The organism is Thalassobius sp. MITS945101 (assembly GCF_047123305.1).
GTDB lineage: Bacteria > Pseudomonadota > Alphaproteobacteria > Rhodobacterales > Rhodobacteraceae > Thalassobius.
Window position 1 is genome coordinate 1,615,937 of record NZ_CP138918.1, and the last position, 25,274, is coordinate 1,641,210.

At 58.6% G+C, this 25,274-nt stretch carries 23 protein-coding genes; 19 read left to right on the forward strand and 4 right to left on the reverse strand.

Features of this window, described 5'->3' with window-relative positions; all coding sequences use genetic code 11:
• Complete coding sequence (gene preA, locus SIC14_RS08150; RefSeq protein WP_412565324.1) at positions 1-1,308, forward strand: NAD-dependent dihydropyrimidine dehydrogenase subunit PreA; 1,308 nt, start codon at positions 1-3, stop codon at positions 1,306-1,308.
• A 147-nt stretch (positions 1,309-1,455) separates the two neighbouring features.
• On the opposite strand, the gene SIC14_RS08155 is transcribed toward preA, so the two are convergent.
• On the reverse strand, positions 1,456-2,106 hold the full coding sequence (locus SIC14_RS08155) for a TetR family transcriptional regulator C-terminal domain-containing protein (RefSeq protein ID WP_412565325.1): 651 nt from the start codon (positions 2,104-2,106) through the stop codon (positions 1,456-1,458).
• Between the two features lie 226 nt (positions 2,107-2,332).
• On the opposite strand from SIC14_RS08155, the gene SIC14_RS08160 reads away from it, so the two are divergent.
• From SIC14_RS08160 to SIC14_RS08210, 11 genes are all read left to right on the forward strand, one after another.
• Positions 2,333-3,583, forward strand: coding sequence for a Zn-dependent hydrolase (locus SIC14_RS08160; RefSeq protein ID WP_412565326.1), 1,251 nt, complete (start codon positions 2,333-2,335; stop codon positions 3,581-3,583).
• A 93-nt stretch (positions 3,584-3,676) separates the two neighbouring features.
• Positions 3,677-5,140, forward strand: coding sequence for a dihydropyrimidinase (gene hydA / locus SIC14_RS08165; RefSeq protein ID WP_412565327.1), 1,464 nt, complete (start codon positions 3,677-3,679; stop codon positions 5,138-5,140).
• A gap of 96 nt (positions 5,141-5,236) precedes the next feature.
• A complete protein-coding gene (locus SIC14_RS08170; RefSeq protein WP_412565328.1) occupies positions 5,237-6,019 on the forward strand; it encodes an ABC transporter ATP-binding protein in 783 nt (260 codons plus the stop codon).
• 240 nt (positions 6,020-6,259) lie between these two features.
• Entirely contained in the window at positions 6,260-7,135 is an 876-nt protein-coding gene (locus SIC14_RS08175; RefSeq protein ID WP_412565329.1) for an ABC transporter permease, read from the forward strand.
• Positions 7,132-7,971: an ABC transporter permease gene (locus tag SIC14_RS08180; RefSeq protein WP_412565330.1), complete on the forward strand. Its 840-nt coding sequence runs from the start codon at positions 7,132-7,134 to the stop codon at positions 7,969-7,971. Before SIC14_RS08175 ends, SIC14_RS08180 begins: the two co-directional genes overlap by 4 nt.
• A 54-nt stretch (positions 7,972-8,025) precedes the next feature.
• Positions 8,026-9,015, forward strand: a complete 990-nt coding sequence (locus SIC14_RS08185) for an ABC transporter substrate-binding protein (protein ID WP_412565331.1) — start codon at positions 8,026-8,028, stop codon at positions 9,013-9,015.
• 310 nt (positions 9,016-9,325) lie between these two features.
• Positions 9,326-10,003, forward strand: a complete 678-nt coding sequence (gene maiA / locus SIC14_RS08190) for a maleylacetoacetate isomerase (RefSeq protein WP_412565332.1) — start codon at positions 9,326-9,328, stop codon at positions 10,001-10,003.
• A 90-nt stretch (positions 10,004-10,093) separates the two neighbouring features.
• Entirely contained in the window at positions 10,094-11,128 is a 1,035-nt protein-coding gene (locus SIC14_RS08195; protein WP_412565333.1) for a TRAP transporter substrate-binding protein, read from the forward strand.
• Positions 11,129-11,234: 106 nt separating this feature from the next.
• Complete coding sequence (locus SIC14_RS08200; RefSeq protein ID WP_412565334.1) at positions 11,235-11,816, forward strand: TRAP transporter small permease; 582 nt, start codon at positions 11,235-11,237, stop codon at positions 11,814-11,816.
• Entirely contained in the window at positions 11,813-13,135 is a 1,323-nt protein-coding gene (locus SIC14_RS08205; protein WP_412565335.1) for a TRAP transporter large permease, read from the forward strand. The genes SIC14_RS08200 and SIC14_RS08205 overlap by 4 nt, the downstream gene beginning before the upstream one ends.
• Positions 13,136-13,340: 205 nt before the next feature.
• On the forward strand, positions 13,341-14,321 hold the full coding sequence (locus SIC14_RS08210) for an SLAC1 anion channel family protein (RefSeq protein WP_412565336.1): 981 nt from the start codon (positions 13,341-13,343) through the stop codon (positions 14,319-14,321).
• 154 nt (positions 14,322-14,475) lie between these two features.
• Here SIC14_RS08210 and SIC14_RS08215 read toward each other — a convergent pair whose 3' ends face one another.
• Positions 14,476-16,164 carry an acyl-CoA dehydrogenase family protein gene (locus SIC14_RS08215; protein ID WP_412565337.1) on the reverse strand — a complete coding sequence of 563 codons (1,689 nt, stop codon included), beginning with the start codon at positions 16,162-16,164 and terminating at the stop codon, positions 14,476-14,478.
• A 144-nt stretch (positions 16,165-16,308) separates the two neighbouring features.
• Here SIC14_RS08215 and SIC14_RS08220 point away from each other — a divergent pair, with 144 nt between their 5' ends.
• Positions 16,309-17,079 (forward strand): sulfite exporter TauE/SafE family protein, encoded by a 771-nt coding sequence (locus tag SIC14_RS08220; RefSeq protein WP_412565338.1) that lies wholly within the window; start codon positions 16,309-16,311, stop codon positions 17,077-17,079.
• Here the strand turns inward: SIC14_RS08220 and SIC14_RS08225 are convergent.
• A complete protein-coding gene (locus SIC14_RS08225; RefSeq protein WP_412565339.1) occupies positions 17,076-17,453 on the reverse strand; it encodes a helix-turn-helix domain-containing protein in 378 nt (125 codons plus the stop codon). The two genes, SIC14_RS08220 and SIC14_RS08225, sit on opposite strands and share 4 nt — an antisense overlap.
• Before the next feature lie 233 nt (positions 17,454-17,686).
• On the opposite strand from SIC14_RS08225, the gene SIC14_RS08230 reads away from it, so the two are divergent.
• Entirely contained in the window at positions 17,687-18,589 is a 903-nt protein-coding gene (locus SIC14_RS08230) for a helix-turn-helix domain-containing protein (protein WP_412565340.1), read from the forward strand.
• 41 nt (positions 18,590-18,630) lie between these two features.
• The gene (locus SIC14_RS08235) at positions 18,631-19,347 is read left to right on the forward strand and encodes a hypothetical protein (protein WP_412565341.1); all 717 of its coding nucleotides are present in this window, start codon (positions 18,631-18,633) and stop codon (positions 19,345-19,347) included.
• A 119-nt stretch (positions 19,348-19,466) separates the two neighbouring features.
• On the opposite strand, the gene SIC14_RS08240 is transcribed toward SIC14_RS08235, so the two are convergent.
• A complete protein-coding gene (locus SIC14_RS08240; protein WP_412565342.1) occupies positions 19,467-21,065 on the reverse strand; it encodes a phosphoenolpyruvate carboxykinase in 1,599 nt (532 codons plus the stop codon).
• A gap of 380 nt (positions 21,066-21,445) precedes the next feature.
• Here SIC14_RS08240 and SIC14_RS08245 point away from each other — a divergent pair, with 380 nt between their 5' ends.
• From SIC14_RS08245 to rapZ, 4 genes are read left to right on the forward strand one after another with little or no spacing between them, the layout of a single operon-like run.
• Complete coding sequence (locus SIC14_RS08245; protein ID WP_412565343.1) at positions 21,446-22,147, forward strand: response regulator transcription factor; 702 nt, start codon at positions 21,446-21,448, stop codon at positions 22,145-22,147.
• A 13-nt stretch (positions 22,148-22,160) separates the two neighbouring features.
• Positions 22,161-23,873: an ATP-binding protein gene (locus SIC14_RS08250; protein WP_412565344.1), complete on the forward strand. Its 1,713-nt coding sequence runs from the start codon at positions 22,161-22,163 to the stop codon at positions 23,871-23,873.
• A gap of 5 nt (positions 23,874-23,878) precedes the next feature.
• Positions 23,879-24,331, forward strand: a complete 453-nt coding sequence (locus tag SIC14_RS08255; RefSeq protein WP_412565345.1) for an HPr kinase/phosphorylase — start codon at positions 23,879-23,881, stop codon at positions 24,329-24,331.
• 28 nt (positions 24,332-24,359) lie between these two features.
• Positions 24,360-25,271 (forward strand): RNase adapter RapZ, encoded by a 912-nt coding sequence (rapZ, locus tag SIC14_RS08260; protein WP_412565346.1) that lies wholly within the window; start codon positions 24,360-24,362, stop codon positions 25,269-25,271.
• Positions 25,272-25,274: the final 3 nt, after the last annotated feature.

Sequence of the window (25,274 nt, forward strand, 5' to 3'; positions counted from 1 at the left end):
ATGGCCGATCTCACAAGCGAATTCATCGGGATTAAATCCCCAAACCCCTTCTGGCTGGCCTCTGCGCCGCCCACAGACAAGGAATACAACGTCCGCCGCGCCTTTGAGGCCGGCTGGGGCGGTGTGGTCTGGAAAACCCTCGGTTCCGAAGGCCCGCCCGTGGTCAACGTCAACGGCCCGCGCTACGGCGCGATCTGGGGCGCGGACCGTCGCCTCCTGGGGCTCAACAATATTGAGCTGATCACCGACCGTCCGCTGGAAACCAACCTGCGCGAAATCAAATCGGTGAAGCGCGACTATCCAGATCGTGCGGTTATCATCTCCTTGATGGTGCCCTGTGACGAGCAAAGCTGGAAAGACATCCTGCACCGCATCGAAGACACTGGTGCAGATGGGGTTGAGCTGAACTTCGGCTGTCCGCATGGTATGGCCGAACGGGGCATGGGCTCTGCGGTTGGGCAGGTTCCGGAATACATCGAGATGGTGACATCCTGGGTCAAACAATACTCCAAGATGCCCTGCATCGTGAAGCTGACCCCAAACATCACCGATGTGCGCAAACCGGCCGAAGCAGCCCTGCGCGGTGGCGCCGATGCGGTGAGCTTGATCAACACGATCAACTCGATCACCTCGGTCGATCTGGATGATTTTGCACCGGAGCCAACAATTGACGGCAAAGGCACCCACGGCGGCTATTGCGGCCCGGCGGTGAAGCCGATTGCGCTGAACATGGTGGCAGAAATCGCCCGTAGCCCGGAGACCGCAAGCCTGCCGATCTCGGGTATTGGTGGCGTGACCACCTGGCGCGACGCGGCCGAGTTCATGGCGCTGGGGGCGGGCAACGTGCAGGTCTGTACCGCTGCAATGACCTACGGCTTCAAAGTGGTTGAGGAAATGATTTCCGGCCTCAGCGACTATATGGACCGCAAGGGCATGACCTCGACCAAGGAGCTGGTCGGCCGCGCGGTGCCCAATGTCACCGACTGGCAGTATCTGAACCTGAACTATGTGACCAAAGCCAAGATCGATCAGGACGCCTGCATCAGCTGTGGCCGTTGCTTCGCCGCCTGCGAAGACACCAGTCACCAGGCCATCGATATGTCCGAGGACCGGGTCTTTACGGTGAAAGACGACGAATGTGTCGCCTGTAACCTCTGCGTCAACGTCTGCCCAATTGAGGATTGTATCACCATGGAACGTGTAGAGGCCGGCCAGCTGGACGAACGCACGGGTGAAACGGTTCCCGCCGATTATGGCAACTGGACCCAGCACCCCAACAACCCCTCGAATTTTGAGGCGGCTGAATAAGGCGCCGGAACGCCCAAACCCAAAAACAAAGCGCCTCGACTTGAAGCCGGGGCGCTTTTTTACATCTGATGCAATGAGTATTTGAGGATCGTTGAAAGGCGCTTTCCTCTTGGTTCGAATATCCCCGGGTTTGGGGCAGCGCCCCAATCAGGGGGTCAGCAACTTGCGGAACATTGTGTCCAGATAGGCTTCGGCCCCTTCGAGCGGGTCCTTTTCCGAGGCGCTCAGAATGCCAACCTGCACTTCGAAATCCGCATAATGCTGGGTGGTGGCCCAGATCGAATAGAGCAGATGGCGCGGGTCAACTCTGGCCAGTTTGCCTTGGTCCATCCAGTCCTGCAGAAGCGCCGATTTTTCATCGACCAGCGGTTTCAACCCGCTCAGAAGATGTGGCTTCATACGCGGAGCGCCTTGTAGGATTTCATTGGCGAACAGTCTGGATTCCCGTGGAAATTCGCGGCTCATCTGTACTTTGCGGTGGATGTAGGACAGCACCTCTTCCAGCGGGTCGCCCGCGGGATTCAGCTCGGCCAGCGGGTCCAGCCAGGTCTCCATCAAGGTGTTCAGCAGTGCCACATGGATCGCTTCTTTCCCATCGAAATAGTAAAGGATGTTGGGTTTCGACAACCCCGCCTCTTTTGCGATCTGATCCAGCGTCGCCCCGCGATAGCCGAACTGGGAAAACACCTCCAGCGCGGCATCCAGGATCCGTTTGCGATTGCGCAGCTGGATGCGGCTGGGCTTCTTCTCAGGCGTTGCGTTTTGGGTGCCGTCTTTGGCCGTCTCGCTGTGAGTCATCTGGACCTCTGGATTCAGTGCCGCGAAAATGGTCGCGTCGTCATTAGTGGCTCAATCTACACCCGTCGATCAAAGAGTTTTCTTGACAGGTGGACTTACGTTCGCAATCGTCACTTTACCAAATGGTAAAAAAGCAGCAAGAGGGCGCCGCTCTCCAGCCAGATCAAAAAGACCGATCGCGGATAGGACGGCGACCCTCCAATGAGAATTGCGGAGGGAGAACGGCATGTCTGCGCCGGGCGAAAATCTGAAAATCAATGGCGACCGTCTTTGGGACAGTCTGATGGATATGGCCGAGATCGGCCCCGGGATCGCGGGCGGCAACAACCGCCAGACCCTGACCGATGAGGACGCTGAGGGCCGCGCCCTGTTCCAGTCCTGGTGCGAGGCGGCGGGTATGACCATGGGGCTGGACACCATGGGCAATATGTTTGCAACCCGCGCAGGCTCTGATCCTGATGCGCTGCCGGTCTACATGGGCAGCCACCTTGATACCCAGCCGACCGGCGGCAAATACGATGGTGTCCTTGGCGTTCTGGGCGGGTTGGAAGTGATCCGCACCATGAATGATCTGGGGGTGAAGACCAAACATCCGATTGTGGTCACCAACTGGACCAATGAAGAGGGCACACGTTTTGCCCCGGCCATGCTGGCCTCGGGTGTATTCACGGGCCGTCATACCCAGGACTGGGCCTATGATCGGGTTGATGCTGAGGGCAAACGCTTTGGCGATGAAATTGCCCGGATCGGCTGGATCGGCGACGAAGAAGTCGGTGCGCGTAAGATGCACGCGATGTTTGAGCTGCACATCGAACAGGGCCCCATTCTGGAGGCTGAGGGCAAAGACATCGGTGTTGTGACCCACGGCCAGGGCCTGCGCTGGATCGAATGTACCGTGACTGGCAAGGAAAGCCACACCGGCTCTACCCCGATGCCGATGCGTAAAAACGCTGGCCGTGGTCTGGCCCGTATCACCGAGCTGGTACATGAGATTGCGATGAAACATCAGCCCAATGCGGTAGGCGCGATTGGCCATGTGGATGTCTATCCGAACTCACGCAACATCATTCCGGGCAAGGTGGTCTTTACCATCGATTTCCGCAGCCACCTGCAAGAGGTGATCGACGCGATGCTGGCGGAGTTTGCTGAGAAGGCGCCGAAGCTTTGTGAAGAGATCGAGGTTGGGCTGGACTGGGAAATTGTTGGCCAGTTTGATCCGCCTGCCTTTGACGCGGCTTGTGTGAGTGCCGTACGGGATGCGGCGGAACGGCTGGGCTACAGCCATATGGATATCGTTTCCGGCGCCGGCCATGATGCCTGCTGGGTCAATGACGTGGCCCCCACCGCGATGATCATGTGCCCCTGTGTGGATGGCCTGTCGCACAATGAAGCCGAGGAAATCAGCAAAGACTGGGCCGCTGCAGGCACCGATGTGCTGCTGCATGCGGTCTTGGAGACCGCGCAGGTGGTAGACTAACCTCAGAACATACCGGGGGCGCTGCCCCCGGACCCCCGGGATACTTGGGCCAAGAAGAAACAAGAGCCCACCCGCGACAATGGGAGAAGAACAATGACAACCAAAGTGATCAAAGGCGGCATTGTTTGCACCGCCGACCGCACCTGGAAGGCCGATGTGCTGATCGAGGGCGAGGTGATCAAACAGATCGGTGAAGATCTGAAGGGTGACGAATATATCGACGCTGAAGGCGCCTATGTGATCCCCGGTGGGATTGACCCACACACCCATCTTGAGATGCCTTTCATGGGCACCACCGCAGCCGAGACTTTTGAAAGCGGCACTTGGGCGGCGGCCACGGGCGGCACCACCATGCTGGTCGATTTCTGCCTGCCGGGGGAAGACGGGTCGATTAAGAACGCGATCAACGAATGGCACCGCAAATCGGCGCCGCAGATCTGTTCGGACATCGGTTATCACATGGCGATCACCGGCTGGAACGAGACCATCTTTGACGAGATGAAAGACGCCGTCGACATGGGGGTGAACTCGTTCAAACATTTCATGGCCTATAAAGGCGCCTTGATGATCGAGGACGACGAAATGTATGCCTCGTTCAAACGCTGTAAAGAGCTGGGGGCGCTGCCGATGGTGCATGCGGAGAACGGCGATCTGGTGGCGGATCTGCAGCAGGAGATGTTGGCCAAGGGCATCACTGGCCCCGAAGGCCACGCCTATTCCCGCCCACCTGAGTTTGAAGGGGAGGCCGCCAACCGGGCAATCACCATTGCCGATGCCGCAGGTGTGCCGCTCTATATTGTGCATGTCTCCTGTGAGCAGGCGCATGAGGCGATCCGACGTGCGCGCCAGAAGGGTATGCGGGTTTATGGCGAGCCGCTGATCCAGTTCTTGACGCTGGATGAAAGCGAGTATTACAAAGGCGACTGGATGCATTCGGCGCGTCGCGTGATGTCGCCGCCATTCCGCTCCAAGGACCATCAGGACAGCCTCTGGGCCGGTTTGCAATCGGGCAGCCTGCAGGTGGTGGCCACCGACCACGCGGCCTTTACCAGCGATCAGAAACTGATGGGCAAAGACAATTTCTGCCTGATCCCCAACGGCTCCAACGGGCTGGAGGAACGTCTGGCGGTGCTTTGGACCGAAGGGGTGGAAACCGGTCGTCTGACACCAAATGAATTTGTCGCGGCCACTTCGACCAATGTGGCGAAGATCCTCAACATCTACCCCAAGAAGGGTGCGATTGTGGAAGGGGCGGATGCTGACATCGTGGTCTGGGACCCGAAAATTTCGAAGACCATTTCGGCATCGAACCATCATTCTGTGTTGGATTACAACGTCTTTGAGGATTTCCAGGTCAAGGCACAGGCGCGCTACACACTCAGCCGTGGCGAGGTCATCTGGGCCTGGGGGCAGAACAGCCAGCCGCAGCCGGGCCGGGGCCGTTTTGTGCCGCGTCCAGCCTTCAACTCGGCCTCCGTCGCCCTGTCCAAGTGGAAGGAACTGACCGCGCCGAAGCAGATCAACCGTGATCCGCTGAATATTCCGGCAGGGATCTGATTTTGGCAGCGCCCCGAACCATGTTCGGGGCGTTTGTCGTTGACATAAAAGAACAAAATGCTGCGACTTCTCACGCAGTAACGGAGACACAGGGACGTGACCAATACCACTGTCATCAGCGCGAATAATCTGTCGCTGACCTTTCAGACCAACGACGGGCCCGTACATGCCTTGAAGGACGTCGATCTGGACATTCACAAAGGGGATTTTGTCAGCTTTATCGGGCCTTCGGGCTGCGGCAAGACAACTTTCCTGCGCTGTATGGCCGATCTGGAACACCCCACCGCGGGCAGCATCACCGTCAATGGTGTCAGCGCCGAGGAGGCCCGTAAAGCACGGGCCTATGGTTATGTGTTCCAGCACGCCGGGCTTTACCCGTGGCGCACGATTGGGGGCAACATCAGCCTGCCATTGGAGATCATGGGATACTCCAAACCCGAGCAACAGGAACGCATTGGCCGTGTGTTGGAACTGGTGGAACTGGAAGGTTTTGAGAAGAAATTCCCTTGGCAGCTTTCAGGCGGCATGCAGCAACGGGCGTCAATTGCGCGGGCTTTGGCCTTTGATGCGGACATTCTATTGATGGATGAGCCCTTTGGTGCGTTGGACGAAATCGTGCGCGATCACCTGAATGAACAGCTGCTGAAGCTCTGGGCGCGCACCAACAAAACCATCGGCTTTGTGACCCATTCGATTCCCGAGGCGGTGTATCTCTCGACCAAGATCGTGGTGATGAGCCCGCGGCCGGGACGGATCACCGACGTGATCGAAAGCACCCTGCCGAAAGAGCGCCCGTTGGATATTCGCGATTCCCCCGAGTTTCTGGAGATCGCGCACCGTGTGCGCGACGGGCTGCGCGCGGGGCATGCCTATGACTGATTCGAAGAATCTGACGCGACGCGGCGCAGCAGGGCGTCCCCCACTGCACCATCGCCCCGCCTTCGGGTTAAGGGGACGGGCCCTTTCAACGATCACGGTCATCGGCTCTCCAGCCTGTACCGTGGTGGCAGAAAACCACAAATTCCTTTCAATGATCTTAAAATACTCAAAAAACTACGCGTGCCTCATGCGGCGTCAGATGAGTATTTGCGGATCATTGAAAGAGCAGGGGGGCATGGCATGAGATCCCTCATTCCGATCCTAACTGTGGTCGCGGCAATTTTTGTGATCTGGTATGCCGCTGCCGTGGCCTTGAACACGCCCTGGGCCAAGGATCAGGCCAAGCGCAACAATGTTGAACTGAGTTTCACCGCGCTTGTCGCTGACACCTGGAGCCAAAAGAAACCCAAGCTGCCGGCGCCGCATCAGGTGGTCGCTGAGATCTGGAAAACCACTGGGGAGATGGTTGCCAAAGGGCGGGCTTTCTCGAAGCGGTCGCTGATCTATCACAGCTGGATCACCCTCTCAGCCACCATGTTGGGATTTGTGATGGGCACCAGCTTTGGCATCCTTCTGGCCATTGGGATTGTCTACAATCGGGTCATGGATATGAGTGTGATGCCCTGGGTGATTGCCAGTCAGACGATCCCCATTCTGGCGATTGCGCCGATGATTATCGTGGTTTTGAACGCGGTGGGCATCTCGGGCCTGCTGCCGAAGGCGATGATTTCGATGTATCTGTCGTTTTTCCCCGTGGTTGTCGGCATGGTGAAAGGCCTGCGCAGCCCTGATGGCATGCAGCTGGATCAGATGCGGACTTGGAATGCCACCTCGGGGCAAGAGTTTTGGCGTCTGCGTCTGCCGTCTTCGATGCCGTTCCTCTTTGCCTCTTTGAAAGTGGCGATGGCGGCCTCGCTGGTGGGGGCCATTGTGGGCGAATTGCCGACGGGGGCTGTGGCTGGATTGGGCGCACGTCTGCTGGCGGGCAGCTATTACGGCCAGACCATTCAGATCTGGAGTGCGCTGATTATGGCGGCGGCTTTGGCAGCGCTGTTGGTGGCGTTGATCGGGATGATCCAGAAGATCACCCTTAGAAAGATGGGGATGGCACAATGATGTGGATTGTCTTTGGACTGGTCAGCTGGCTGGTCGGCTGGCGCGCCAATGTTTGGTTGTCGCAGCTGCCCAAGTCGCGGGTCACCGCCTTGGCGGTGCCGGTGATTTTCGGCGTCACGCTGATTTTGATCTGGGAAGCGGTGGTCCGTGGCTTTGAAGTGTCACCGGTGCTGTTGCCAGCGCCTTCGGTCATTGCAGTGACTTTTGCGCAATCCACCCACATTCTGTGGCAGGACTTTGTGCAGACCGTGATCAAAGGGGCGCTGTCGGGCTATGTGCTGGGCTGTGGTTCGGCCTTCCTGATTGCAGTGGTGATTGACCGCTTCCCCTTCCTGCAGCGTGGCCTCTTGCCGGTGGGCAATTTCGTGGCCGCTTTGCCGATTGTAGGCATGGCGCCGATTCTGGTGATGTGGTTCGGCTTTGACTGGCAGTCCAAGGCGGCGGTTGTGGTGGTCATGGTGTTCTTCCCGATGTTGGTGAACACGGTCGAGGGGCTGCAGGCCACCGACAAGATGCAACGCGATCTGATGCGGACCTACGCGTCGAGCTATTGGCAGACTCTGTTGAAGCTCAGGTTGCCTGCCGCGATGCCATTCATCTTCAACGGGTTAAAAATCACTACCACCCTGGCGCTGATTGGTGCCATCGTGGCGGAGTTCTTCGGATCTCCCATCAAAGGCATGGGGTTCCGTATTTCGACCAGCGTCGGGCAACTGGCGTTGGATCTGGTCTGGGCTGAAATCGTGGTTGCCGCGATTGTGGGCTCGGCCTTCTACGGCGGGGTCGCCTTACTGGAGAAGGCGCTGACCTTCTGGCACCCGTCGCAACGTGGCTAAATCAATTAAACCAAAGCCATAACCAACTAGGGAAAACAACAAGGAGTGTATGACATGAAAACGATGATCAAGTCCCTCGGGGTTGCAGCCATGGGTGTCTGGGCCGGAATGGCGCAGGCTGCGGATGATGTGACGCTGCAGCTGAAGTGGGTGACACAAGCGCAGTTCGCGGGCTACTACGTGGCGCTGGACAAGGGGTTCTACGCCGAAGAAGACCTGAACGTGACCATCAAACCCGGTGGCCCGGACATTGCGCCTGCTCAGGTGATCGCCGGTGGTGGTGCTGACGTGGTGCTGGACTGGATGCCGTCGGCACTGGCCAGCCGTGAGAAAGGTCTGGGTCTGGTCAACATCGCCCAGCCGTTCAAATCCTCGGGCATGATGCTGACCTGCCGCAAGGATGCAGGCGTTTCCGGGCCGGAAGATTTCGCCGGTAAAACGCTGGGTGTCTGGTTCTTTGGCAATGAATACCCCTTCCTCAGCTGGATGAGCAAACTGGGTCTCAGCACCGATGGCGGGGACGCTGGCGTGACCGTGTTGAAACAGGGTTTCAACGTGGATCCGATCCTGCAAGGGCAGGCAGCCTGTGTGTCGACCATGACCTATAACGAATACTGGCAGATCATTGATGCGGGCCTCAGCCCGGACGATCTGGTGGTTTTCAAGTATGAGGATCAGGGCGTCGCGACGCTGGAAGATGGCATGTATGTCATGGAAGAGAACCTGAAAGATCCGGCCTTTGAAGATAAAATGGTGCGCTTTGTGCGGGCCTCGATGAAGGGCTGGAAATGGGCCGAGGAGAACGCGGAAGAGGCGGCGATGATCGTTCTGGACAACGATGCTTCGGGTGCACAGACCGAAGAGCATCAGATCCGCATGATGGGCGAGATTGCCAAACTGACAGCCGGCAGCAACGGCGCGCTGGATCCGGCCGACTTCGACCGCACCGTTTCGTCGCTGATGTCGGGTGGTTCTGACCCTGTCATCACCAAGAAGCCTGAAGGCGCCTGGACCCATGCCATCACCGATAAGGCGCTGAACTAAGCCTCATTGGGCGGTCATCCGCGTAGGGAATCTCCCTTGGTGATTCTTTAGATTTGGTGGCCAACAAGATGGGAAAAATAGAGTCGCCTCGCAGGGGAAACCTGCGGGGCGGCTCTTTTCTTTGGAAAATCAGCAGGAAAAGAATGTTCCAAAAATCTGCGCAAAATCTTGCATTTTCTTTCTTTTTGCAACAAAACTGACCGCAGGGTTGGTTTTGATTTAATTGACATCGTCAATAAATCTTTGGCAGGGTGTTGCCAGATGTACCGACATATAGTTAACATGTGCATTATCTGTCGGGGAGGGCGGTATGCAGCACACAGAAGTCACAACGGAACAGGCGCCGAAGTTCTACGGCTACTTCCGTTCGTCGTCCTCTTACCGCTGCCGCATCGCTTTCAATCTGAAAGGGGTGCAATACGACTTCACCCCTGTGCACCTGAAAAACGGCGCTCAGAAAGAGGCGGCGTTTGCCACGCTAAACCCGCAGGAACTGCTGCCGGTGCTGGTGACGCCAACAGGCGCCGTTTTGCGGCAGTCGCTGGCCATTTTGGAATGGCTGGAAGAAACACACCCCGAGGTGCCGCTGCTGCCTGTGGAGAGGGAGCAACGCGCGTTGGTGCGGGGATTTGCCCAGGCGATCGCTTGTGAGATTCATCCGTTGCAAAATCTGCGGGTGCTGCAGCATCTGCGTGGGCCGCTGGGCTGCGATGATACGCAGGTGACACAGTGGCTGCACCGCTGGATCGGCGACGGTTTGGCCGCCTGTGAGGCCCTGCTGAATGAGGCGGGCACGGACACACGGTTCTGCTTTGGGGACACCCCGGGGCTGGCCGATATCTGTCTGGTGCCGCAAGTGTTTTCCGCCGAACGGTTCGGCGTGGATATTACCGGGTTGCACCGGGTGCGTGAGGTCTGCAACTCTTGCAATGACCTAGAGGCCTTTGCCGCCGCACATCCGGCGCAGCAACCTGATTACGAGCCCTGAACGGGCTTCTTTCACCCGCCCGGGGAGGGGCGTGTGGGACCATCATCCCCGCAATTGCGGGACTAGACCTAGGTTCATGGGAGGAAAGACATGACCATTCTGAAGAACGCTCTGCGTGGTGTTGCTACGGCGGCTGTGCTGATGGGAACAACCGTGACTGCATTTGCAGCCGATGTGACCTTGAACCTGCACCAGTTCCTGCCAGCGCAGGCAAACGTCCCCAAGCACATTCTGGACGTCTGGGCCGACAAGGTTGAGGCCGAATCCGAAGGCCGCATCAAGATCGCCCGCTACCCCGCCATGCAGCTGGGCGGCACCCCGCCCGAGTTGATCGGTCAGGTGCAGGACGGCATCGCTGACATCGTTTGGACCGTTCCGGGCTACAGCCCCGGCCGTTTCCCGCAGGGTGAAGTGTTTGAACTGCCCTTCATGATGACTGATGCCGAAGCCACCAGCCGCGCTTACTGGGACTATGCCGAAGCCAACATGCTGGACAAGGAATACGCCCCGTTCAAAGTGATTGCGGTTTGGGTGCATGGCCCTGGCCTGATCCACTCGAAAGAGCCGATCACCTCGGTGTCGGATCTGAACGGTGTGAAATTGCGTGCGCCGACCCGCGTGACCAACAAGATGTTCTCGTCGCTGGGCGCCACCCCTGTTGGCATGCCGGTGCCGGCCGTGCCTGAGGCGCTGTCGAAAGGTGTGATCGACGCCACTGTTATCCCGTGGGAAGTGACCGGTGCGCTGAAGGTGCCGGAACTGGTGGAAAACCACACTTCGTTCGGCGACAGCTCGCTCTACACCACCACCTTCATCTTCGCGATGAACAAAGAGAAGTACATGGCCCTGCCGGATGATCTGAAGGCCGTGATCGATTCAAACTCGGGTGCGGATGTTTCTGCATGGGCCGGTAAGACCATGCAGGACTATGACGCCCCGGGCCTGAAGTTCGCCACCGACCGTGGCAACAACATCATCGAACTGGGGGAAGATCAGGTTGCCGAATGGAAAGCCGCTGCCGCCAACGAAGAGGCCGATTGGGTCGAAGAAATGAACGGCAAAGGTTTTGACGGTCAGGCCCTGCTGGATCAGGCCAAAGCGCTGATCGCCAAACACTCCATGTAAGACCCTTTAGGGTTTTGAGGAACGCGGGCCACGGCGGCAACGCCGTGGCCTTTCCACTCTCAGCGGGGACGCTGGAATTCTCCCGAGCGGGAGAGAAGGGGATAGAATGCATCGTTTCATGATGGGACTTGCGCGCGCGATGGCGATGGTTGGCGGGGTGGTGCTGACCGCGCTGATCCTGATCACCTGCGTGTCGGTATTGGGGCGGACGCTTAACACGATGTTGCACAGCGGGCTGTCAGAGGCCCTGCTTGGCGGGTTTGCCAAGACATTGCTGGATACGGGCATTGGTCCGATCCTGGGCGATTTTGAACTGGTCGAGGCGGGCATCGCCTTTACGATCTTTGCCTTCCTGCCGCTGTGCCAGATTACCGGTGGCCATGCCTCGGTTGATATCTTCACGTCGCGGTTTCCGCTGCGTGTGAACCGGTTCATCACGCTGGTTGGCGAGGTGCTGTTTGCGCTGGTGCTCGCCCTGATCGCCTGGCGTCTGAATGCAGGGATGCAGTCCAAGATGCTCTATGGCGAAACCACCTTTCTGCTGCAATTCCCGATCTGGTGGGCCTATGCCGCCAGTTTCGCCTCGGCCTGCGTGGCCGCCTTTGTTTCTGCCTATGTCGCCATGATGCGTCTGGGCGAGTTTGTCACCAACCGTGAGCTCATCGTGCAAGAAGGGGCAGAGCATTGACCAATCTAGAAATCGGGCTGACGTCCTTCCCGGTCCTACTGTTGATGATCTTCCTGCGTATTCCGATCGGGCTGTCGATGTTCCTGGTCGGGCTGGGCGGTCTCTATATGGTCACTGGCGGCACCAATATGGCGCTGGCCAAGCTGAAGACGGAAACCTATTCGACCTTCTCCAGCTACTCGCTGTCGATTGTGCCGATGTTCATTCTGATGGGGCATTTCGCAACCCTTGGCGGCATGAGCCAGGCGCTGTTCAAAGCGGCTGAGGCCTTTCTAGGCCACCGTCGCGGCGGTGTGGCCATGGCCTCGGTCGGGGCCTGCGCGGGCTTCGGCTCGATCTGTGGCTCCTCGCTGGCCACCGCCGCCACCATGAGCCAGGTCGCCCTGCCAGAGCTGCGCCGCTACGGCTACTCTGGTGGCTTTTCCACCGCCACTCTGGCAGCGGGCGGCACGTTGGGTATCCTGATCCCGCCTTCGGTCATACTGGTGATCTACGCGATCCTGACCGAACAGAACATCGCCAAGCTGTTTCTGGCAGCCTTTGTGCCGGGGATTCTGGCCGCGATCGGCTATATGATCACCATCTCGATCTATGTCCGCATGCACCCTGACAGCGCCGGCGTGCGCCCGGCCATGCCGATGGCCGAACGGTTCCGTGCCCTGGCAGAGGTCTGGCCGGTGCTGCTGGTGTTCCTGGCCGTGGTTGGCGGCATCTACGCCGGCATCTTCACCCCGACCGAGGGCGCGGCTGTTGGTGCGTTTGGCACCGGTCTGATTGCCTTCCTCAATGGCGGCCTGACCAAAGACACCTTGCTTGGCAGCTTCACCGCGACGGCCAAAAACACTGCGATGATCTTCTTCATCGTGTTGGGGGCTGGCTTCTACAACGGGTTTCTGGCGCTGACACAGGTGCCGCAGGAACTGTCGAACTATGTGGTCGGGCTGGGCTATTCGCCCTGGGCGATCCTGGCGATAATTCTGGCGCTGTATCTGGTCTTTGGCTGCCTGATGGACAGCCTGTCGATGATCCTGCTGACGATCCCGATCTTCTTCCCGATTATTTCGACGTTGGACTTTGGTCTGACGATGGAAGAAACGGCGATCTGGTTCGGCATCATTGTGCTGATTGTGGTTGAGGTTGGGCTAATCACACCACCGGTGGGGATGAACCTCTTTGTTATCAATTCGATGGACCGTCTGACCCCGATGGTCGAGACCTACAAGGCCGTGATGTACTTTGTTGCCTCGGACATCGTGCGGGTGGTCATTCTGGTCGCCTTCCCGGGGATCACCCTGTTCCTGTTGCGGATTTTCCATTGATCCGGCAGGCGCGCCGGTGTGGCGATCACAAAACTCTGCATTGACCAAAGCGGGGCCGGGAGCGCACTCTCGGCCCCAATGCGTTTGTGCCGCACACCCTGCCAGTTGATCTGGCGCAAGGCTGCGGGCAATTATATGCAATAATAAGAATGTGGGCGGTTGCAGCCTGCCAAAACGTCAAACAGAGGTATCGAAAAGACCCCCCATGACACAGCCAAACGGCGCAGATGCCATTACTCACAGCAAGCTGGAACACTACCCGATCACAATCTTTGCGATCATCATGGGGCTGTCCGGCCTAACCCTCGCAGTGCAGGCCGCCGAGGGTATTTATGGCATGACGCATACCCTGTCGCATGGGATTTACGGCTTCACCTGTTTTCTCTTCTTCCTGCTGGCTATGGGGTATCTGGCCAAATGCCTGCAATACCCCGCCGCCGTAATGGGGGAATGGCGCCATCCGGTGAAAATGGCTTTCTTTCCAGCGGTCTCGATCTCGCTGCTGCTACTTGGATCTGCCACCCTCAGCCGCAACGCGCAACTGGCCGAGTTCCTGTGGATCATCGGCATGGCGCTACAGGCGGTGCTGACGCTGGCCGTGGTCACCGGCTGGATTTCATCACGGTCTTTCCAGACCGGGCACCTCAGCCCCGCCTGGTTCATTCCAGCGGTGGGCAATGTTTTTGTCCCCATCGCGGGCGTGCCATTGGGCTATTTTGAATTGAGCTGGTATTTCATGTCCGTTGGTCTGGTGTTCTGGATCGTCCTGATGGCGCTGGTGATGAACCGTCTGATCTTCCATGACCCATTGCCCGGACGTCTGCAGCCCACGCTGGTGATCCTGATTGCCCCGCCTGCGGTGGCGTTCCTGGCCTGGGTGCGTCTCTATGGAGAGGTCGATGCCTTCGCCCGCCTGCTGATCAACGCGGCGTATTTCTTCACCCTGCTGGTGGCACTGCAATTGCCGCGCATCCTGCGACTGCCCTTTGCGCTGAGCTTCTGGGCGCTGAGTTTCCCCTTTGCGGCGGTCACCATCGCCAGCTTCACCTTCGCCGCCAACACCGGCAGCATGGCACATCAGCTCATTGGCACCGGGCTCCTCACAGTCCTAAGCGTGATTATCCTGGGGCTGCTGCTGCGGACATGGCGTGCCATGCGGGCAGGGGAGATCTGCGTGCCAGAATGATGCGGCCTTCTTCTTGGCGAAAATATCCCCGCCGGAGGCAGGCCGGGCCGCGCCCGGCCCCCTTGCACGCCAAAAAAATGCGGCCACTGGGGCCGCATCAGTTGGGGATGAGGGGACCCGTACCCCCTCTGGGAATTCACATTGGGGGCGGGTGTCAGCCCAACAGACGGCGGGCGATGACCTGAGCCTGAATTTCGGCAGCCCCTTCAAAGATGTTGAGGATCCGGGCATCACAAAGGATCCGGCTGACCTGATATTCCAGCGCAAAACCGTTGCCACCGTGGATTTGCAGCGCATTGTCCGCCGATGCCCAGGCCACGCGGGCGCCAAGCAGCTTGGCCATGCCGGCCTCCAAATCGCAGCGCTGATCGTGGTCCTTTTCCCAGGCTGAGAAATAGGTCAACTGACGGGCAATCATGATCTCTACCGCCATCATCGCCAGCTTGCCCGAGACGCGCGGGAAGTTGATCAGCGATTTGCCGAACTGCTTGCGGTCATTGGCGTATTGCATGCCGACCTCCAGCGCGTTCTGCGCCACGCCAATGGCACGGGCAGCGGTCTGGATGCGGGCGGCCTCAAAGGTCTTCATCAGCTGTTTGAAACCCTGACCTTCTTCGCCCCCAAGGAGGTTTTCGCCCTTCACCTTGAAGCCGTCAAATCCCAGTTCGTATTCCTTCATTCCCCGATAGCCCAGCACCTCAATCTCGCCGCCGGTCATGCCTTCCGTGGGGAAGGGGTTTGCGTCGTCGCCCGGGGTTTTCTCTGCCAGGAACATCGAAAGGCCGCGGTGGTCAGCGCTGTCTGGATCGGTGCGTGCCAGCAGGGTCATCACATGGGTGCGGGCGGCGTGGGTGATCCAGGTCTTGTTGCCGGTCACGGTGTAGTCGCCATCGTCCCCTTTCACCGCACGTGTCCGCAGCGAACCAAGGTCAGAGCCGGTGTTTGGTTCGGTGAAAACGGCAGTGGGCAGGGTTTCGCCGCTGGCCAATTTCGGCAACCACTGTTCTTTCTGCGCCTCGGTGCCGCCTGCAAGGATCAGCTCGGCGGCGATTTCAGAGCGGGTGCCAAGAGACCCAACGCCGATATAGCCGCGCGACAGTTCTTCCGACACCACCACCATCGAGGCTTTGGACATGCCAAGGCCACCAAACTCTTCCGGGATGGTCAGGCCAAAGACGCCCATTTCGGCCAGTTCTTCGATGACCTCCATCGGGATCAACTCGTCCTTGAGGTGCCATTCATGCGCTTCGGGGATCACTCGCTCATCTGCATAGCGGCGGAACTGATCGCGGATCATCTCCAGCTCTTCGTCCAGACCGGTGGCGCCGAAGGTGGCAAAGCCAGCGTTGTCCTGCATCAGCTCCATCAGGGCGGTGCGGGCGGCCTGGCTGTTGCCGCTGTCACACAGGGTCATAACGGCGGGCTGCATCAACCCGCGCATCTCATCCTGGGTGAGGCCCAGATCCTGCAAGCGGATGATTTCGTTCTGGCTCATCGGAATGCCGCCATAGATCTGCCAGAGGTATTCGCCAAAAGCGATCTGGTGGATCAGCTGTTCCATTTTGCCAAACTTGCCTTCACCCGACAGCTTTTCGGCCCAGGCCTGCATCTGTTTGAGCGAAAAGGCATAGGTCGCCAGCCAGGACAGGCCGTGGGCGGCGGTCTGGTTTTCCTCCAGCAATGCGCCCGAGACGCGGCCATCAACGGATACAGCGTCACGCACCCGCGTGGTGGCGGTTTCCAGCAGCGCCTCGACCGGGGCCACAGCCGCGCCGGTCAGGGTCAGGAGATCGGGGAGAAGGGCGTCTTTCGTCATCGTCACGTCCTGTCCATCATGAGCCATGAATCAATTCCTCGTTTTGCTGCACTGTGCATATCTATTTCGCAGTCGCAGCGCAACAAAAATACCCGTACGTAGAAAAACGGTTCTGATAATTGCGTGACCGATTTCTCTGCCCGCACCGTGTCAGACGTGTTAAGAGGCCGTATGGACATGCTTTTTTCGCTTATCAGCCCCGAGACATATTTGATCGCTTTTGTCATCGCGCTTGGCGCCGGGGTGATCAAAGGCATGGTGGGATTTGCTATGCCCATGATCCTGATTTCCGGCCTCAGCTCTGTCATTTCGCCCGAACTGGCGCTGGCAGGATTGATGCTGCCGACGCTGGCCACCAACGGTTGGCAGGCGCTGCGGCAGGGGCGGCAGGCGGCCTGGGAATCGATGAAGCGGTTTCGTGTGTTCATGCTGATCGGTGGCATCGCGATCCTGTCCAGCGCGCAGCTGGTGCGGTATCTGGAGCCTGAGACAATGCTTTTGATGATCGGCGCACCCGTGACCGTCTTTGCCCTGATCCAACTGGCCGGTGTGCAGCTGCGTCTGCCGCAGAAAGGGCGCAGATTGATCGAAGCAGCCATTGCGGCGGTGGCTGGGTTTGTTGGCGGGCTTTCAGGTGTTTGGGGGCCTCCGACGGTGATGTATCTCACCGCGCTGGAGACCCCGAAAGGGGAACAACTGCGCGTACAGGGCGTGATTTACGGCCTTGGCGCGCTGGTTTTGTTCCTGGCACACATCAGTTCCGGAGTGGTGAAAACGGACACGGTGGTCTTCTCCGCGTCCCTGCTGGTGCCTGCTTTGCTGGGAACCTGGGTCGGTTTCCAGCTTCATGAGCGGATTGATCAGGCCGCGTTCAAAAAGGCGACGCTGATCGTCCTGCTGGTTGCGGCGCTGAACCTTCTGCGCCGCGCCCTGATCGGTTAATGGCCGTTCTGGCCATGCTCCGCCGGGACGTAACCGGCAACCGCATCGATAAAGGACCGGATCTGCGCTTTCAGGCGATCGTCCTGGATCTTGCTGAACACGGCGGCGATACGGGCGGTTTCTTCATCGATGACAGGGGTGGAGTCATCGGCGGTCTGATCCAGACCTTCGAAGAAGTATGCCGGCGGCACGTTCAGGATGTTTGCGATTTCGAACAGCTTGCTGGCCGAGATACGGTTACGTCCTAGTTCATACTTTTGCACTTGCTGGAAAGAGATGCTCAACCCCTTGGCAACATCGGTCTGAGTGAGACCGCGCAGAACGCGAAGGTTTTTGAGTTTCTTGCCGACGTGGACATCTACTGGGTGTGACATGTAATTCTCCGTGAGTGAGACTACTCTAAGAAGTATTCAATTCTACCCGTTTCAATCAATTGATTAGAAATTTCCGACTCCGGCATGCGGATCATCCATTGATGTATGATTTGTTTACCGGTAGAGTAAAGCCCCAAGAAAAAGAGACTTTCGGCGCTTTCGCTTCACTCGCGGACCCGACGTTAACCAAAACCGAGTACCAGTGAACGGGTGTGCAACCCAAGGAGATCTCTGTGGCTGAGCAGAAGAATCACCCATTGCTGTTTGAAATGTTGCGCTCCTTTACCACTCTGGCGGAGACATTGAACCTGTCTCGCGCGGTCGAGCAAATGGGCACAACCCGTCAAACTGTGCGCCGACATATCAGCACCTTGGAGCAGATAAAAGGGGAGCGGTTGTTCATTGTGGATGACCGCCAGTACCACCTGACTGAGGCCGGGCGGCACGCGCTGCAGGAGGCACAGGATATTCAGGCACGCGGGTTGTCATGGTTGAACAATGAGGCCGGCCATCGCGGCGGATTGCATCATATTGTCAAACGCGACGGGAGCGGATGGTTCTTCTATCTGCAGCAGCATTCCCTGCAAAAGATCTGGACCGGTCAGTCAGAGTTGCTCAAGGCAGGGGTAAAGTGTTGGGCGGACGCCGAAGGCGAAATCACCCATGAGGCTTTCGACCTGGTGCGCCCCTATCTGATGGTGTTCCGCCGGGCCTCTGTGGGCTGGGTCTGCTCGGCTGTTGGCGGGCAAAGTTCCTATGCAACCTGGTATGGTAAGCGCTGGGAGTACAGCGCCGTCGGGCGCGAAGTTCCGCGTCTTCCAGGGGGACAGGAACACGCCTCGCAGTTGCATCAGCCCTTTGAAGAAGTGCGCGCGTCACGGGGGATGCGCTACGACCACATTCACACCCGAATGGACCGGGGTATTGAGGGGCAGACAGAGCCGATCAGCTTCAAGCGATTGCTGTTGGGCTGCCGCTATCCGGACGACAGTTTTGCGCTCGCCTCGCTGGTGGTACGGAGCCACGATTTGGAAATTGGCGGGGTGTCACAGGCAGAGATTGAGACGATGCCGGACGATCTGCTTATGGATGAGATTTCACCTAAGCCATCTGGTGGTCAAGACAACTCACCGTAGGTTGGGCATCCTATTCCTGTGTCTAAGCACAGGAGAAAACAATGACAATTCAAGATGTATTCGACGGCGCGCGTTATCTTACGCAGACAATCAATACATTAACGGCCCATCAGCTAGAGCTGACGGTGGGCGACGATTTCGAGGAATATGCTCGTATCGTTGCTGCGGGCCGGCCGCAGCAGCCGCTGGGGCCACCGTTTGACTCGGCAAAGACATTTTTACCAAAGGCCCGAGGGATTTGGGTGGTTGGTCACAACCCGAAAGGCAAGTTGGTGCACACCCAGGCGATGCGGTTGCTGGATCTCTGTGATCAAACTCTGGCGCGCTATCTCAGCAGCCGTTTTGTCGAGTTTCCGCCCGGTGGCGTGGGGGTCGATATGGAGGGCTCGTGGTTTCGTCCGGGGCCGGGTGCGCAGCAGATCACTGGCCGCGCGGTCTATCACGGGGAGATGTGGCTGGCAGATGATTCGGCCTATCGGGGACGGGGATTGATCGATGTTCTGGCCCGTTTCGCCTTCTTGACCTCAATGTTGCACTGGCAGCCGGATCATGTTTTCGGCTTCATTCTGCGCCCTGTGGCGCGGCGCGGGCTGGCTGAGCGCGAAGGCTATATGCACAGCGATCCCTATTGCTTGAGCTGGAAAATAGATGGGCGCAACGCGCCGATGGACTGCAACATGGTCTGGATGGCGCTCAATGATCTGCGCCACGTGATGCACGTCCCCTTGGACGAACGGGTGATGGCTGTCTCTGCTTGAGTGCTGAATGCAGATGATGCCCCGGAAGAGGGGCCGGGACATCATCATTTGCGTTGCGCACTCTCGTAAGGGTTGCGGTCTCTGTCGCAGACCCTACAGGAGCGTATTTTGCAGGCCGTTTAGCCGATTGCAGCGGCCTTCACGTCATCGTCGATATGCGGCACATACTGTTCGAAGTTGTCTGCGAACATGGTCACCAGCTTGGCGGCCTGCGCGTCATAGGCGGCTTTGTCTTCCCAGGTCTGGCGCGGGTCCAGCAGCTGGTCGTCGACACCGGGCACTGACACCGGCACGTCGAAGCCGAAGTTTTCATCCTTGCGGAATTCCACTTCGTTCAACGAGCCTTCCAAGGCGGCGGTCAGCAGGCCACGGGTGGCCTTGATCGGCATCCGTGAACCGGTACCAAAGGCGCCGCCAGTCCAGCCGGTGTTCACCAGCCAGCAGGTTGCGCCATGTTTGGCGATCTTTTCGCGCAGCAGGTTGCCGTAGGCCTCAGGGCGGCGCGGCATGAACGGCGCGCCGAAACAGGTCGAGAAGGTCGGCTCTGGCTCAACAACACCTCGTTCGGTGCCCGGCGTCTTCGAGGTGAAGCCAGACAGGAAGTGATACATGGCCTGGGCCGGGGTCAGACGGGCGATCGGCGGCAGGACACCGTAGGCGTCACAGGTCAGCAGGATCACGTTCTTCGGATGACCACCCAGGGCGCTCTCGGACGAGTTCGAGATGTAGTCCAGCGGGTAGGCGCAGCGCATGTTCTGCGTCAGGCTGGCGTCATCGAAGTCCAGTTCGAAGGTTTCTTCGTCATAGACCATGTTCTCGATCACGGTGCCGAACTTTTCGGTTGTGGCGTAGATCTCGGGCTCGGCTTCCGGGTTCAGACCGATGGTCTTGGCATAGCAGCCGCCTTCAAAGTTGAAGGTGCCACGATCGGACCAGCCGTGTTCGTCGTCACCGATCAGGGTGCGCGACGGATCTGCCGACAGGGTGGTTTTACCGGTGCCCGACAGGCCAAAGAAGATGGCGGTGTCGACCGGGTTGCCAATGGCGTGGTTGGCCGAGCAGTGCATCGGCATGATGCCTTTTTCCGGCAGCAGGTAGTTCAGCAGGGTGAAGACCGATTTCTTGTTCTCACCGGCGTATTGGGTGCCGCCGATCAGGATCAGCTTCTTTTCGAAGTTCATCGCGATCACGGTTTCCGAACGGCAGTTGTGACGCTCTGGGTCAGCGCTGAAGCTGGGGCAGTTGATGACGGTGAAATCCGACACAAAGCTGTCCAGCGCCTCGCGTTCGGGGCGGCGCAGCAGGTGGCGAATGAAGAGGTTGTGCCAGGCCAGCTCTGTCACCATACGCACGTTGATCGAATGGGTCGGGTCAGCGCCACCCACCAGATCCTGCACGTAATAGTCCTTGCCCTTCATGTGCTCCAGCATATCCGCATGGAGCGCATCGAAGCCTTCGGGCGACATCGCTTTGTTGTTTTCCCACCAGATCTTGTCGGCAACATCTGCCGTCTTGACCACGTGTTTGTCTTTGGGGGAACGGCCGGTAAACCTGCCGGTCGTTACGAGGAAGGCGCCGCCCTTGCCGAGCTTGCCTTCGTTGTTCTTGAGCGCGGCTTCGATCAGCGCGGGCTCCATGAGGTTATAATAGACATCGCCCAGCCCTTTGATCCCTTGATCCTCAAGCTGGAATTGCGGGTTTACCCGTCCAAATGTCATGTTGCCTAGCTCCTGTATCCGTGTGTCCGTCACGGAATTTTTGCCACCGGGCACGAAACTCCACTTTCGCGCCAGATCGGGCGCAACACCCGATGTTTGGCTCATAACATGTCGATTATGTGAAGGAACAGGACGGTTTAGCGCAGTTAGCGCAACCATTTAGAGGTTAGCGCAATCACCGGACTCCGGAGGCGGGCAAAGTTTCCGATACGCGCGGATTGGATGCATGAAAGTGAGACAAATTAGCCATTCCTAGAGGAATTCACCGCCAAAATGATTCCCGCGCTGGCCTGATTCGCAGTTTCCGATTGATTGACCCAACAAATCTTGGGCATAATGAAAGAAAAAACAGGCAAGAAGAGCAGTAGAGGAATTCTCTCATGTCGAAAATCGCCCTTGTGGACGACGACAGGAATATCCTGACGTCCGTCGCAATGACTCTTGAGGCTGAGGGCTTCGAGGTTGAAACCTATAACGATGGCCAATCAGCGCTGGATGCTTTTAACAAAAAGCTCCCCGATATGGCCGTTCTGGACATTAAAATGCCCCGGATGGACGGCATGGATCTGTTGCAGCGGCTGCGTCAGAAAACCACCATGCCGGTGATCTTTCTCACCTCGAAAGATGATGAGATCGATGAGGTTCTGGGCCTGCGCATGGGCGCAGATGACTATGTGAAGAAGCCGTTTTCGCAACGCCTTCTGGTCGAACGGATCCGTGCCCTGCTGCGCCGCAAAGATGTGGTGGAAGGCAATGTGGTTGAGGAAACCGAAGAGACCAAGGTGATGGAACGTGGCGAATTGCGGATGGATCCACTGCGCCATTCGGTCAGCTGGAAGGGTCAGGACGTGACCCTCACCGTGACCGAGTTTCTGCTGCTGCAAGCGCTGGCGCAACGCCCCGGTTTTGTGAAATCGCGCGACCAGTTGATGGACGTGGCCTATGACGATCAGGTCTATGTGGATGACCGTACCATCGACAGCCACATCAAACGTCTGCGCAAGAAAATGCGCACCGTCGACAATGAGTTCTCGGCGATCGAGACGCTCTATGGCATCGGCTACCGTTACAACGACGAGTGAGGGCTAACCTCTCATGGCTATGGCGGAAGGAATGAACTTGCCTCAACGTGGCGCACATCAGGACGGCGATGTGGTGCTGGGTGACGATTTCGTCGCCCCCGAGGCATTGGTTGAGAAGGAAATGCAGGCACGGCGCGATCGTCGGGGCCTGTGGTCGCTGAAGCGCTCGCCGCTGACACGCAAGATCATCACCTTTAACCTCATTGCGTTGAATATCCTGGTGGGCGGCGTTCTGATGCTGTCCTCCTCACAGGACAGTCTGGCGGTGGAGCGGGGCAATGCCTTGGTTTCACAGGCAGAATTGATTGCAGATGTGATCGAGGCGCAGCTGGAAGAGACCGCTGAACCCCTGCAGTTGGGCGGTGTTCCGGACGTGTCTCGCACGCTTGAAGGGCTGGATCTACGCGAAGGTATCTCGCTGTTTGTGTTCGACCCCGCCGCCGAGGTCATCGCCGCTACACAAGGCCAAGGCATCGCCCAGACCGGGGCGCTGCCAGAGCCAGGCGCGACAGTGATCGTCGATGGCCTAAACGCCGTGTGGAACCTTCTGTCCGCCCCCTTCGCCCCCGACACAGCAACCCGTTTGCCAAGTGTTGAGGAACGGGCCGCAAAGCTTTCGGAGGCTACGCTGTCAGGTGCCACGCGGGTTGAGACTGGTCTGGCGGCGGATGGCGGCACGATCTTCACCGTTGCCACACCGGTTCTGAACAACGGTCAGGTTCTAGGCGTCGTGGCCTTGTCCAGTGCGGCCGGTGAGATTGACCAGTTGGTGCGGGAAGAACGCGAACGTGTGTTGCAGATGTTCCTGATCGCAACGCTGGTGTCCATTGGCCTTAGCCTTGTGCTGGCCTCGACCATTGCCAATCCGCTGAGCGATCTGGCCACCGCCGCTGAACTGGGCCGTGCCCGTGATGACGGACAAAAGGCCGGTGGGCGCATTCGCATCCCCGATCTGACCGCGCGCCCGGATGAAATCGGCCGCCTGTCCGGTGCCCTGCGCGGCATGGTCTCGGCGTTGTATGATCGGATCGACAGCAACGAACAGTTTGCCGCCGACGTGGCGCATGAGATCAAGAACCCGCTTGCCTCGCTCCGCTCCGCGGTGGGCAGCCTGCGGATGGTCAAAAAGAAAGAGCACCGCGAAAAGCTGCTGGACGTAATTGACCACGATGTGCGCCGTCTGGACCGTTTGGTCAGCGATATTTCCAACGCATCGCGTCTGGACAGCGAACTGGTCAAGGAAGAGCAGGAAGCCTTTGATCTGATGAAGATGATGGGCAACATCAGTGAATATCTGGGCCAGCAGGCGGGTGAGGACAGCATCGATTTCATCACCGACCTTCCAGATGAACCGGTTCAGATCATGGGGCTTGAGGCCCGTCTGGCACAGGTCTTTGTGAACCTCATCACCAATGCGATTTCCTTCTGCGAAGAGGGCGATGCCATCCGCGTCTGGGCCCGCCGCCGGGAAAACCGCGTGTTGATCGTGGTCGAAGACACCGGCCCCGGCATTCCCGAACAGGCGCTGACCAAAGTGTTCAAACGTTTCTATTCGGAGCGGCCTGAAAACCAGTTCGGCAACAACTCTGGCCTTGGTCTGGCGATTTCAAAGCAGATCGTGGAGGCCCACGGCGGCGTGATCTGGGCGGAAAACATCCGCCCCACCGATGCGGATCCGACCTCGGAACCGCTGGGTGCCCGCTTCGTGGTTGGCCTGCCGCTCTGAGCCGGGTGACTGCGGCAAGCGATCCCCGACCGTCCGACAAGGACTGCCTGATCCAACATGCAAGTGCCGTGGCCCATGCGGGCCGCGCCGTTGTCATCACCGGTCCCTCAGGTGCCGGTAAATCAGCGCTGGCGTTGCAGCTGATGGCGCTCGGGGCAGGGTTGGTTTCAGATGACCGCTGTTGTCTCTGGCGCCACGGAGACGATCTGTTTGTCGATGCACCCGCAGCGATCCGTGGGCGGGTTGAAGCCCGCAATCTCGGGATCTTGAACGCCGAAGCCGTTGGTCCTGTGCGGGTGGCTGCCTATATCTCTCTTGAGGATGTAGAAACGCAACGCTTGCCGGACCCCCGTAACATTTCGGTATTGGGTCTGACGCTGCCCCTGCTACACACAGTGCAGGCGCAGCATTTTGCACCAGCGATTCTACAATATCTGAAAGCCGGACGGTGGGCCTGAACATCCCCCCCCAAGCAACGGAGACGACATGAGCGACGCACAGCAAAGGATCATCCTGCTGACCGGCCCTTCGGGGGCAGGGCGCTCTACCGCGATCCGCGCGCTGGAGGATCTGGGCTTTGAGGCGATCGACAACCTGCCTCTATCACTGCTGCCGCGTTTGCTGGAAGGTCCGCCAATGGACCGCGAACTGGTGCTGGGTCTGGATGTGCGCAACCGTGACTTTTCGGCCAATGCGCTGATCGAAACGCTGGACCGCCTGCAGGATATGGCCGGGGTTGCGCCTGAGCTGGTCTATGTCGACTGCCAACCCGAAGTGTTGCTGCGCCGTTTTTCAGAAACCCGTCGTCGCCACCCGCTGGCCCCGGCCGAAAGCCCCGATCAGGGCATTCAGCGCGAGTTGGACTTGCTGGTGCCGATCCGCGCACGGGCGGATATCCTCATCGACAGTTCAGATCTGACCCCGCATGATCTGCGGGCCGAGATTGAGCGCATGGTCACCCCCGAAGATGGCGCGCGTCTGGCCGTTTCGGTAAACTCCTTCAGCTACAAACGCGGGCTGCCCCGTGGCATGGACATGGTGCTGGACTGCCGTTTCCTGCGCAATCCCTATTGGGAACCCTCGCTGCGGGCCTTGAATGGCACCAGCGCTGAGGTGGCGGACTATGTTGGGCAGGACGAACGGTTTGATGCGTTCTTTGCCAAAGTGAAGGATTTGACAGAGCTGTTGCTGCCGGCCTATCTGGCCGAAGGTAAGGCGCATTTCGCGCTGGGGTTTGGCTGCACAGGCGGTCAGCACCGGTCAGTTGCAATTGCAGAAAAGATGTCGCAGGCCCTTGCGGAGCATGGCTGGCAGGTGTCAACTAGGCACCGCGAGTTGGAGCGGGCGCAGCAAGCACCCGGTCGCAAACAACCGCATGAACCTGCGGATCAAGGATAAGGA

Excerpts from the sequence above, each read along its gene's own strand:
- rapZ (WP_412565346.1), top strand. The coding sequence starts at position 24,360 with ATGAGCGACGCACAGCAAAGGATCATCCTGCTGACCGGCCCTTCGGGG.
- SIC14_RS08220 (WP_412565338.1), top strand. The coding sequence starts at position 16,309 with ATGGACATGCTTTTTTCGCTTATCAGCCCCGAGACATATTTGATCGCT.
- SIC14_RS08215 (WP_412565337.1), bottom strand. The coding sequence starts at position 16,164 with ATGGCTCATGATGGACAGGACGTGACGATGACGAAAGACGCCCTTCTC.
- hydA (WP_412565327.1), top strand. The coding sequence starts at position 3,677 with ATGACAACCAAAGTGATCAAAGGCGGCATTGTTTGCACCGCCGACCGC.
- SIC14_RS08210 (WP_412565336.1), top strand. The coding sequence starts at position 13,341 with ATGACACAGCCAAACGGCGCAGATGCCATTACTCACAGCAAGCTGGAA.
- preA (WP_412565324.1), top strand. The coding sequence starts at position 1 with ATGGCCGATCTCACAAGCGAATTCATCGGGATTAAATCCCCAAACCCC.
- SIC14_RS08225 (WP_412565339.1), bottom strand. The coding sequence starts at position 17,453 with ATGTCACACCCAGTAGATGTCCACGTCGGCAAGAAACTCAAAAACCTT.
- SIC14_RS08175 (WP_412565329.1), top strand. The coding sequence starts at position 6,260 with ATGAGATCCCTCATTCCGATCCTAACTGTGGTCGCGGCAATTTTTGTG.
- SIC14_RS08180 (WP_412565330.1), top strand. The coding sequence starts at position 7,132 with ATGATGTGGATTGTCTTTGGACTGGTCAGCTGGCTGGTCGGCTGGCGC.
- SIC14_RS08240 (WP_412565342.1), bottom strand. The coding sequence starts at position 21,065 with ATGACATTTGGACGGGTAAACCCGCAATTCCAGCTTGAGGATCAAGGG.
- SIC14_RS08195 (WP_412565333.1), top strand. The coding sequence starts at position 10,094 with ATGACCATTCTGAAGAACGCTCTGCGTGGTGTTGCTACGGCGGCTGTG.
- SIC14_RS08185 (WP_412565331.1), top strand. The coding sequence starts at position 8,026 with ATGAAAACGATGATCAAGTCCCTCGGGGTTGCAGCCATGGGTGTCTGG.
- SIC14_RS08245 (WP_412565343.1), top strand. The coding sequence starts at position 21,446 with ATGTCGAAAATCGCCCTTGTGGACGACGACAGGAATATCCTGACGTCC.
- SIC14_RS08155 (WP_412565325.1), bottom strand. The coding sequence starts at position 2,106 with ATGACTCACAGCGAGACGGCCAAAGACGGCACCCAAAACGCAACGCCT.
- SIC14_RS08235 (WP_412565341.1), top strand. The coding sequence starts at position 18,631 with ATGACAATTCAAGATGTATTCGACGGCGCGCGTTATCTTACGCAGACA.
- SIC14_RS08250 (WP_412565344.1), top strand. The coding sequence starts at position 22,161 with ATGGCTATGGCGGAAGGAATGAACTTGCCTCAACGTGGCGCACATCAG.
- SIC14_RS08200 (WP_412565334.1), top strand. The coding sequence starts at position 11,235 with ATGCATCGTTTCATGATGGGACTTGCGCGCGCGATGGCGATGGTTGGC.
- maiA (WP_412565332.1), top strand. The coding sequence starts at position 9,326 with ATGCAGCACACAGAAGTCACAACGGAACAGGCGCCGAAGTTCTACGGC.
- SIC14_RS08160 (WP_412565326.1), top strand. The coding sequence starts at position 2,333 with ATGTCTGCGCCGGGCGAAAATCTGAAAATCAATGGCGACCGTCTTTGG.